At 33.9% G+C, this 11,099-nt stretch carries 4 protein-coding genes and 1 pseudogene; 1 reads left to right on the top strand and 4 read right to left on the bottom strand.

Going from position 1 to position 11,099, the window contains the following annotated elements:
* A pseudogene (locus GMC_RS0103620) lies at nucleotides 1-5,955 on the bottom strand (DUF11 domain-containing protein); the annotation flags it as partial.
* Nucleotides 5,956-6,563: 608 nt separating this feature from the next.
* Complete coding sequence (gene corA / locus GMC_RS0103615; RefSeq protein ID WP_010520855.1) at nucleotides 6,564-7,619, bottom strand: magnesium/cobalt transporter CorA; 1,056 nt, start codon at nucleotides 7,617-7,619, stop codon at nucleotides 6,564-6,566.
* Nucleotides 7,620-7,802: 183 nt separating this feature from the next.
* On the opposite strand from corA, the gene GMC_RS0103610 reads away from it, so the two are divergent.
* Nucleotides 7,803-8,393, top strand: a complete 591-nt coding sequence (locus GMC_RS0103610) for a hypothetical protein (RefSeq protein WP_010520854.1) — start codon at nucleotides 7,803-7,805, stop codon at nucleotides 8,391-8,393.
* A 751-nt stretch (nucleotides 8,394-9,144) separates the two neighbouring features.
* On the opposite strand, the gene GMC_RS0103595 is transcribed toward GMC_RS0103610, so the two are convergent.
* Both GMC_RS0103595 and GMC_RS0103590 read right to left on the bottom strand, forming a co-directional pair.
* The gene (locus GMC_RS0103595; RefSeq protein WP_010520851.1) at nucleotides 9,145-9,687 is read right to left on the bottom strand and encodes a hypothetical protein; all 543 of its coding nucleotides are present in this window, start codon (nucleotides 9,685-9,687) and stop codon (nucleotides 9,145-9,147) included.
* A gap of 100 nt (nucleotides 9,688-9,787) precedes the next feature.
* Nucleotides 9,788-10,897: a LytR/AlgR family response regulator transcription factor gene (locus tag GMC_RS0103590; RefSeq protein WP_010520850.1), complete on the bottom strand. Its 1,110-nt coding sequence runs from the start codon at nucleotides 10,895-10,897 to the stop codon at nucleotides 9,788-9,790.
* Between the last annotated feature and the right edge of the window lie 202 nt (nucleotides 10,898-11,099).

The raw sequence follows: 11,099 nt of genomic DNA, 5'->3' as shown, positions 1-11,099 counted from the left end.
CATTGATGTTGCTCCTTCGTTATCATCAATAGTATAAGTTATAGGTTCTGGATCTCCTGTAAAACCATCAATCGGATCAAATGTAACTTCTCCTGTAATCTCATCATAACTCCAAACTCCTTGACCGTCTATTTCAAATCCTATAACATCACCATTTAAATCAGTGACAGTATTACTTACTGTGAATCCTGAGGGTGGAATTAAGTTCACAGTAGTTGGCTCGACATTTCCATCAGAGTCTGTATCACCAGTAATTATATCTTGAGTTACCGTGTTTCCAACTATATTATTTGGACTAATTTCATCATCCGCAGTAGGAGGCACATTGGGAAGAATTGTAAACGTTGCATCATCTTGATCATTCTCTGCAGCCACATTATTGTTTGGAGTACTATTAGGGTCTTGTAAATCAGAAGCAGTCACTTGGGCTACATTCACATAATTCCCCGTAGCATTTACATCTGCCTGATATGTTAAATTGATCGTATCTCCATTATTAATAGTCAAATTATCCCAAACAATAGCACCTGTTGCAAAATTAAATGTTCCTCCGTTGGAAACGCTTCCTGATACTAAACTATAGCCTGTTGGCAATAGGTCAGTAATTTCTACACCAGTAGCATCCCCTGTAGATATTGCACTTGTAATATTTTCTACTTCTACAGTAAAAGTAACGCGATCGCCGACATCTCCCGTAGTAGGATTGATTGACTTGGTTAATGCTAAATCCGCTTGCTCTAGCACTATTGCTGCATCATCCTGATCATTTTCTGATAATATATTATTACCAGGAGTAGTATTAGGATCAGCTTGATCTGATGCTATTATTTCAGCTACATTATTATATTCTCCTGTTGTACCTGTAGGGGCATTCACGGTAGCCACAAAAGTTAAAGTAACGCCTGCAGTAGGCACAGTAGCTAAATTCCAGGTAATCACATTTCCTACTCCGTTTACCGTAGCAGGAGCACTAAATGTTCTTGGGTTACTGTATCCTTCAGGGAGCCTATCTTCTACGACCACATTTGTAGCTGTATCCATTCCTGCATTTGTAATGTTCACCGTAAAAGTAACATCATCGCCTACACTAGCTGATGTTGGCAAAACACTTTTAGTTAAAGACAAATCTGCGGACTCTATAGTAAGAGTAGCAGTTGATTCATCATCATCAGGTTCTCCATCAGTCAAATCATCTACATTTTCGTTTACAGATGGATCACTATCAGGATCAAATTGGTCTGATGCAGTAATTTGAGCATTATTTGCATAAGGTCCTGAAGCAGCAACTACTGCTTGATAACTTAATGAAACAGTACTTCCATTAGTCACATTAATTCCTGTCCAAGTCAGTATTTTTGACGCAATATCAAAAGATACGTTTGAAGCTGAGTTTCCTGATTGTGGTGTTGGACTACCAGCAACTAAGTCAAAACCTGAGGGTAATACATCTTGAATACTAACGTTAGTAGCATCAGTATTTGTTGTTAAAGCTGGATTATTAAAAATTTCTAAAGTAAAAGTAACCGTATCACCTACATTAGCAGAAGTGGGGTTTACCGATTTTGTCAATTCTAAATCCGCGTTTCCTTTAATTTCTATTTCTACCGAATCAGAAACTATAGGACAGACCCCATTATTTATTGTCCATTGAAACTCGTAAACACCTACTTGCAATCCTCCGACAGCAGTTTTTGGATCATTAATGTTAATAAAATTAGCTGTAGATGGCCCAGATATTTGATTCCATACTCCAACTTCTGGCGATGTAGGGATGTTTGCATCTAAAGTTACTGTACTAAATTCAGGAATACACTGATTATCTCCAGCTTCTGCTAAAATTGGTTCTCCAATTACATCTATAATTACGGTATCCGAAAATTCGCAACCATTCATTCCTGTGGTGGTAGTGGTCCAAGTAAATTCATAAGTACCTACTTGTAAGTCTAAAACGAATGTTTCTGGATTATTTATACCTGTAATTGTTGCTGGGGGTGACGTAGGACCAGCTGTTTGCGTCCAGGTACCAATACCACTAGTCACTGCGGTAGCTTCTAATCTAGTTTGGTCAACCCCACATAATTCTTGGTCCGGACCAGCTTCTGCTTTAGTAGGAACCTCATCATTAAAAGTTACAGAAATTGTACTAGCACTTGGCTCACATGCAGAACCAGACATAAAAGGTCCGTTATTTATAGTCCACTCCAACAGGTAAGTACCTAGTTCAATATCTGAAAGGCTTGTTATTGGATTATTCGGACTATCTATTGAAGTTGCTGGCAGCACTGCCGCTGGAGTTGTTGAACCAATCGGAGTAAATTCTATAATTGACCAAGTACCAATACCTACAGTAGGCTGATTGGCATTAGTCATATAAGTAACCTGACAGGCTTCTGTTTCGTCCGTACCTGCCATTGACATTGTCGGTGCTTCAAACATAATAATTCTAACAGGATCAGCCAATTTCATACAGCTACCATTATCAAAAGTCCACTCAAAAACGTAAAGCCCTGGAGTATCCACTCCATCTACTGTTGTCATTTGGGTATTAGGACTATTTATTGTTGGTGCAGAAGCACCCGACGGTCTAAAAGTATTTGCCCAAGTAGCTGTCCCTGTTAAAGGCGCATTGACTGCATTTAGAGTAATTTGGTCAGGTACTGCTAAATCCCCCAAACATAAATCTTGATCTACACCAGCATCTGGTTCTGGATTAGGCACAGCGTCTATAGTGATTTGTATATCATCCGAAGTTGCTGGGCAACTCGCAGATGCAGCAATACTATACCTTAAAACATAAGGTGTATTGTTAGGCGTTAAATTTACATTAGCATTAGAGCTACTAATAGTTGTTATTGTTCCAGAAGTTGGCGAACCTGGAGCATACGACCAGGTACCTGTGGAATTTTCTGTACCTTCTAAAAGTACATTACGCACACCACAAAAAACAACCGACATGGGACCTGCTTCTGCTGGTGCTTCTACATTTACTGTAATTTCATCAAATTTTACAGGACATATAGTGTTATCTGTTCTTCTAATTTCATATCTAAAAGTGTAAGTTCCATTAACTAAATTTGAAATATTAATGGTTGCATTACTCAGATCGTCAATGTTTGGACTATTTGGAGCTCCTGACAATAGAGACCATGATGCTACCTCTTGGTTTGGATCGAAAGTAGAGCCTACTAAAGTTAGTGTATTAGCGCAAATAGGATCACTAGCTGGTGGAGTAATTGTTGCGGATGAAGCAGGAACTCCTATTTCAATCGCTACAATGTCATCGCTTGTTCCACATGCACCAGCTTCTAAAGTCCATCTAAATTCATAACTACCACTTAGGGCAAATGTTACTACTGCAGTAGGGTCGTTAATGTCACTAAAAGAAAAACCTCCTGGTCCAGAAACATAACTCCAAGTACCTACTGCTCCTGCACTAGCATTTGCATTCATTGTCACTTGCGTATTTGGATCAGGACATATTCCTAATTGATCTGTACCTGCATCAGCTGTTGGCATATCAGCAATGGCAATTTCTATTTCATCTACTGTTGGATCACACGCTGGAGAAGTCCCTGTTATGGTCCATACAAAAGTTGCAATTCCTGAACCAGTTACATTTACTTGTGTGTTAGGATTTGACGGGTCAACTATCGATACGTTAGTAGCTGTTGTTGTCCACATACCCATTTCTCCTGCTAGAGCATCTGGAGCATTTGCAGATAAATTAAAAGAAGCATCACCTGCACTTACACAACCATCAGCACCAGCATTGGCCACAGTAGGACTATCTACTCCTCCTGTTTCTACAATAACATCATCGAAATTTCCAGCGGAACATCCAGTCCCAGGGTTAGTATAATTAATAGTCCATCGTATTGTATATTGTGTATTTGCCGATGCAAAACCTGTTACCACTGCCTCAGGATCATTGATATCTGAAAAAGAAATAGCATCTCCATTTGCTGGTGTAGCCGAAACAAACGACCAAGTTCCTTGTTCTCCTGATGCTGGAGTATTTCCTGTCATATACGCAGGTGCATTAATACAAATATCTTTATCGGCGCCACCTGCTGCAGTTGAAAGTGTTGAATCATTCACAAATATGGTTACAAAAGATTCGGACTCTGGACAATTGATCCCCCCACTAATTACATACCTAAATTCATAAGTTCCGGGTGCTAATCCTGTAATTTCAGGTTGATTTGTAAATTCTCCTGGTACAGAAGACATTGTATCGGTATTATTGAAAACAACCGTTGTAGGACCACTAATCTGACTCCAAACGCTGCTATTACCCAAACTAGCCGCATTGCCTTGTAATATAAAAGAGGTTGACCCACAAGCTAAATTTGTTGGAGTTCCTGCATTAGCAGGTGTTGCTGGTCCAGATACTGTAATATTCATGCTATCAGAGCCGTCAGTACATCCTACTGGGGGAAATGCTCCTTCTTGGGAGCGAACAAATTCTAATGTATACTCCCCTGGATCGTTTAAATTTACTCCCGTTGTAGTAACATTTACATTTACGGGAACAGGATAACTCACTGCTCCGACTGTTGCCAAATACTCTGGTGGTCCAGAAACAATATTAATAGTATTACTCCCTGAACCTGTGGTTTGTAATGGGAACGAAAAATTTGTTTGCCCACACGCACCAACAATATCGTCACCCATATTAGCGGAGATAGTTCTACTAGAGCCACGATATCTTACCCTATAAAATCTTACAGCATCACAACCTGTTTCTGTATTTATTATAGTATATCTAAATATATAAGGATCATTAGCACTATTCATACCTTGTATGAAAGCGTTTACGGTAGTTATTGGAAATGTAGAAGTAGTTGTTGTTGGAATTACCGTAGCTCCAGGACCAATTTCATCTACTTGATCCCAGCGAACTTCCTCATCTGCAAACGTAGGAACTATTCCTTCTAAAGTTACCGAATCCGTAGCTCCACATAAAAACACTTCTACCGTATTGGTTGGCACAGCTGTAATATCTTGAGTAGCAGGAGGCACTGTTATCATCATAGTATCCGAATCCGAAGAACAAGGACCTTCTACGGACCACCTTAGCGTATAAACTCCTTCTATTAAATTTGAAACTGATGTTTCTGCGTTGTTAACATTTCCAAAATTTGGCGTTGAAGGACCACTAACAAAACTCCATGTTCCTTGTTGCCCATTAAGTGCACAACCTCCAAAGGAGGCAAAAAGTTGGGTTCCTGTAGTAGTGGTATAACAATTACTTAATGTTTGGTCATTACCCGCCTCTACGGGCCGTACGCCACCAAAATTAGTTACTGTAATAGAAGATGTAGAAACACATCGCTGACCTGGGGTATAAAAAGGCCCTGTAATTATCCAGTTAAGCGTAGTAATCCCGCAACTAGTAGATGGCATGGTAATCGTTGTGATCGGTGACTCATCATCCGATATACTCACCCCTGCATCATTACCTGATGGATCTATGACCCACCTGCCTTCTTCTCCTGGATTTTGAGGTGCGTTCGCGGAAATAATTACGTTACCCATGGTGTCAGGACAAAATTCTATATTTGAACCTGCTTCAGCTGTTGTTATAGGCTGTACAGTAACCGTTTTATCTTGAAATGATTCAATACCATCACCGCAGATTGCTGAAAACCTGAAGGTATAAGTGTTACCTCCCGAATATCCTAAAACATCTGTAATAGGATTTGTAGGATCAACAATTACCACTGTTGGTCCACTTAATTGTTGCCACATTGGCCCACTTTGTACAGGAGATGGCATATTCCCCATTAATGTAAGCTGATCATTTTCACAAATCACCTCATTCAATATACCTGCATTTGTAGAGCAATTTTGAGCATAACTAGTTGATGAACTAATAAAAAGACAACTATAAATTATGCATATTAGGAAAGGAATTGCGTATTTTTTTGAAAGAGGAGTAATTATTTTATCCATGAGTTAAATTGTTGATTGTCTCAAAAGCTATTAGTAGTTTTAATAAATGTAGATATGAAGTTTTGCTTAATCCATAAATGCAATATTTTACAGAACAGAAAATCGACATAAAACAATTGTTTACGGCAAAATTCATTAATTCCAGGCTTTAAAACTAACATTAAAAATTACAATACTGATTATCAGATAATAATACTTATAAATCTACGATTACAATTTTCACAAATAAGAAAAATTTTCTTAAAGAAAACACAAAAAAAAATGTTGAAAGTTTAAAAGAAGTTACAGAAATAGCATTTTGAAGATATAAACGACAATAAATTATATGCATTAAAATAAAAAAAACAATTGTCAAAATCTATTAAAAATGAAGCTCTAAGAGCTATTTTAATAAATTCAAATAAAACTATTAAGTAATTGTATTTCAGATTAAAAAAGCACTTTTAAAATAGATTTAAATTGATTTTTATTAAAAATTAATTTAAACACCAACGATAAATATTTAAAAAGTTATCTAACTAGCAATTGTTTTAATAGGTAATGTAGCGTTTGAAACATAAAATTCGCCAAAACACCAATTTATACGTTGATTACAATCTTATTGCATTTTACAACCATTTCTTCTTTTTAAAGTAATAAATTAGAGTTACAAAAGTGATGACTATGATAATCCAGAAGAATAAATAACCGTACTTCAGTTTTAATTCAGGAATATTGGGAAAATTCATTCCGTAAATTCCCGCTAAAAATGTTAATGGAATAAAAATAGTAGAAATAATAGTCAATACCTTCATCACTTCGTTCATTTTATTACTCAAGGTACTCATGTACATGTGCATCAATTCAGAAGTCATTTCCCTATAAATATCTACGTTTTCTGTTACCTGTATAATGTGATCGTACAAATCCCTAAAATAAAATTGTGTTTTTTTAGTGATAACAGCATGAGCTCCTTTTTCCAACTTACTTACCAGTTCGCGTGTTGGAAATACGACTTTTCGCATTCTTAGTATTTCGCGTTTTAAACTTTGAATATCGGAGGTATAATCAATTTCAGATGCTCTTTGAAAGAGCTTATCCTCCAACGCTTCAATGTTTTCACCCATGGCTTCTACAAGAATAAAGTAATTATCAATTACAGCATCCATGAGTGCGTAAAATAAATAATCGGACTCCATTGAACGAATTCTCCCTTTATTGTTTCGAATTCGATTTCGTATGGGTTCAAAAACATCACCATCGGCTTCCTGAAATGTAACCACCCAATTATTGCCCACCACTAAACTCAAATGTTCGGCTTTAAATAAATTGTCCTTATTAATGTACAGCATTTTGAGCACTACGAAAATATAATCATCAAATTCTTCAACCTTAGGGCGTTGTTCCGTATGAACAATATCCTCAATAACCAATGGATGCAAATTACAATACTTACCCATGTTTTCAATTACTGAAATATTATTTAAGCCATTCACGTTAATCCACGTTACCCCATTTTTTCCTAAAGACTGAGAAACCTCCTTTAGGTCAGTGATTTCATTTTCTTCAACACTTTCTTTATTGTAATCAAAAATTTCAATACTCAATTCACTGTCTTTCTTTTTACCAGTATAAATTGCTTTTCCAGGAATTTGACCTAGTGTTTTATGAATTTGTTGCGTCATACTGTAAATATAGTGTCTATAATTAAAATTTTTAAACTAATGAATTCATTACAGTGGTCATTTTTTATTAATCAGTTTGAATCATAAAAAATAAAGGTATATTTAGGATAAAAGTAGCTATGACTCAAAAAAAAAAATAATTTTAGTAATACCCCAAAGTTTAAAAATACTCCAAAAAATTGGTTGCAAAAATTAAAGGAAGAAAGTTGGGAAGCTGAACTATTGGTCTCTACTATTTCATTTTTTGGGTCACTAAAAATGGTTGGTTTAATTAAGGTATTAGCTAACAAATTTATTGATTACTTACACCCTAATCAATATGAAATTGGATACTACATTACTTTTTTTGGACTAATGGCTATTAGTATTTTGATATCCATGTTCATAATTCATTTTTTTCTAAGAGCCTATTGGATTGGATTGTTGGGATTAAATTCAGTATTTCCTGATTATGGGGTTGATAATAGTATTTATTCCAAAACTTTTAGTGAGAAAATGCTAAAATTATTACCCCCGATAGAAAATACCATTAAAAAAGTTGATGATTTGTGTAGTGCAATTTTTTCAGTTGCTTCTACTTTTTTACTCTATTATTCTTATGCCTGCATACTTGCAACGCTATATGTTTTTTCTTTTAATTTTCTAAGTAATTATGTGCATAAATACATACTCTTAATTCCTGTAGCTCTTATAGTGTTTATTTTATTAGCCCAGACATTATTTTCTGTATTAAATAAATTTAAATCCATAAAAATAATGCTAAAATTAAGATAATTTATTTTCAATTAGTTAAAATTGGATCTCTTTTAGTTTTAGGACCTTTTTACAAATTACTTTTGCAAGTATTTATAATATTTGGTTCTAATTTTAAAAGAGAAAAAAAGCTAGTTTATCTTCTTATTTTATTTTTAACTTCTGGTTTAATCGTTCCAATTAATCAAATTTCTAATAGTAATATCCTTTATCTTATTAAACATGATCATTATTTTGATTCAACTACTACAAATGCCGCTTATTATTTGGATAAAAATCAAAAAAAATTGATTTAATTTTAAATCCTCAAATTGAGTCCGACGTAATTGATAAAAAAGTTTTGAAAGTTTTCATACTTATTTTTAAGTATGAAAAAAAAATTCAGCAGAGTGTATGCAAATTTTCAAGTGATTTAAAAACTGAATTATCTAAAAAAGATAAAGCGAAGCAAAACATTAATTGTTATCAACAATATAATTTTTTGCTCATCAACAGCAAAAAGCAAAGTGTCCCATTTTTTAGCTCTTATCACTCTTATAGTAATCAACTGGGAATAGTTTGTTATTTGGATTTGTCCTCTATAGAAAAAGGTTTAAATGAATTAACTATCCAAAAAAATGATGGGTCATCAAACTTTTTACAATGGACAATTCCTTTTTATTATTCAAAAAAAGAATAAAACCAATCATAATATTAATTGAAAAAAACACAAAAAAAAGCCACTAAAACCATTAGCGATTTTTAGCGGCTTTTCTTTTTTAAATCAAGATTGTTAAATACCCAATACTTCGGCATCAATAAAAAATTTACTGTTTACCTTTATTTCGTAATCTTCATTAATCGTCTGATCTGTAACAGCTCTTACACGTATCGAATACTTATCCTTTTTTAAATATTGGCTTAATTCAGTATCTGAATCCACGTCCAACATTAATGTTTTACTGTCAGTATTTTCTATATCGAATTTACTCGCAATTCTTGTTTCCTCTAACCCTTCGGCGTTTATAAAAAGTTCAATTTCATTTAAAAAATTGAAGCTCCCTTCTGCTGGACTTTCAATAGCTAATTCCATTCTTCGAATTTTAGCGCTCTCAATAAGGTCTTTTCTGGAATTATTATTACTAAATTCATTATTTTCGTTAGACTCAATTTCGGGTGTGTTTAGTGCTACTGGAGTATCAATAAGGGTAGTTGCCGCTATTGTGAACGAAGATTCATTGTTTATCTCAAACTTTGTAAATCTGTCGAGTACTTCCTCACAAGAAAAACTAAGTAAACCTACTACTAACAATAGTGCTTTGATCATGTTATTCATAAAAACATTGTTTAAAATTATAATGCAAATATAAACTAATCGATTGACTGGGATTAAATTAATATCCCCAAAAGGAAAAATTAGGTTTAAAAAGGAAATTTTATAAATCCAACCACTGCTTAAATAGAGATACTTTGTTTTTCCCAATGATTACATCCAATTCTGAAGGTGGAGTTACCTGTAACTTTAATTTACTATTTTCAAATTTGGTGATTTTGCTTATAGCTTCAATACTAACTATAAATTGTCGGTTTACTTTAAAGAACTCTTTTTCGTTTAGCATGCTATAAATTTTATCCAAAGGATCAGGCGTTGTTGATTTTTTACCTTGTTTGGTAACAATATAAGTTATCGTATTTTCAACATAAACATAAGCTATACTTGTGATACTAATGGGCAATAACTCGTTACGAACGTAGGTTAAAATACGCTCTTTTGTAAATTCCTCAGTATCTTTATCTATAATTTCAGGCAACTTTGTTTCTTGACTGTTGCCCATATTTTTTAAATTCTCTTGATACTTTTCTAATGATGCATTAATATCTTTAATACTTTTTGCGTTCATTGAAAGTACTTCAACTCTTGCCTCTATTTGTCTGTTGAAATGATTGCTTAAAAAACGACATACCCATAATGTAACCAACCATAAAATTAACCCCATTACTGCTAAAATACTTGTAAAATAGTAGCGTTTTTGCTGTGCCATCATTTTAATTTCTTTCAAATTTAAATGGTTGGCAATGATAAAATCAGATTTATTAATCGGTGATAAAGAAATTATAGGCGAATCCCCCGCATCAGGTTCTAAGAGTGTTGGAGTTGAAAAAAATTTGCTGTACACCTTTACGGCATCAACAGTTTCATTTTCAAACACATTATTTGAATCTGGCTTTTCACCTACTCTAAAAATTTCAGGATAACAAACATAATTTCCTGCCCAATTAAGAACAGATACAAAATTTAATTGCATTTGAGAATCTTCAATAATATTTTGAATAAGCAACACATCATCAAAGCTTTTATCCACCCCATTTACCTTCAGTTGTACCCGCTTTAACATTTCAGTTTGGTGTTGTAGCTGTTTTAAGCTTCCTTCAATAAGTGTAACTATATAATTTTTGAGCAATAAAAAAACAATACCATAACTTAATACTAAAAAAATACCAATGTAAATGATGCTTATTTTGGTATAAAGCTTATAATCTTTCATAAATTATTTTGAACATATTAAAACAAAAGTAACAGTTTCTGATTTTTATTACAAAACCTTTATAACCGATACTTCAAATTTCACTTTTAACCCTTTTTTTTACCTTGAACATATTTTAAATCTTGAATACTAACAATTAACCTTTTATTTGTAGTATATTTAATACATATGTCAATAAAACAAATTCTTTTTTTAGTTAGTT

It is taken from the genome of Aquimarina agarivorans (assembly GCF_000218485.1).
Classification (GTDB): Bacteria; Bacteroidota; Bacteroidia; order Flavobacteriales; family Flavobacteriaceae; genus Aquimarina; species Aquimarina agarivorans.
Note: the sequence above shows the minus strand (reverse complement) of the source record. Positions and strands in the feature narration are given on the sequence as shown.

Coding starts and splice junctions, on each gene's coding strand:
- corA (WP_010520855.1), bottom strand. CDS start 7,619: ATGACGCAACAAATTCATAAAACACTAGGTCAAATTCCTGGAAAAGCA.
- GMC_RS0103595 (WP_010520851.1), bottom strand. CDS start 9,687: ATGAATAACATGATCAAAGCACTATTGTTAGTAGTAGGTTTACTTAGT.
- GMC_RS0103590 (WP_010520850.1), bottom strand. CDS start 10,897: ATGAAAGATTATAAGCTTTATACCAAAATAAGCATCATTTACATTGGT.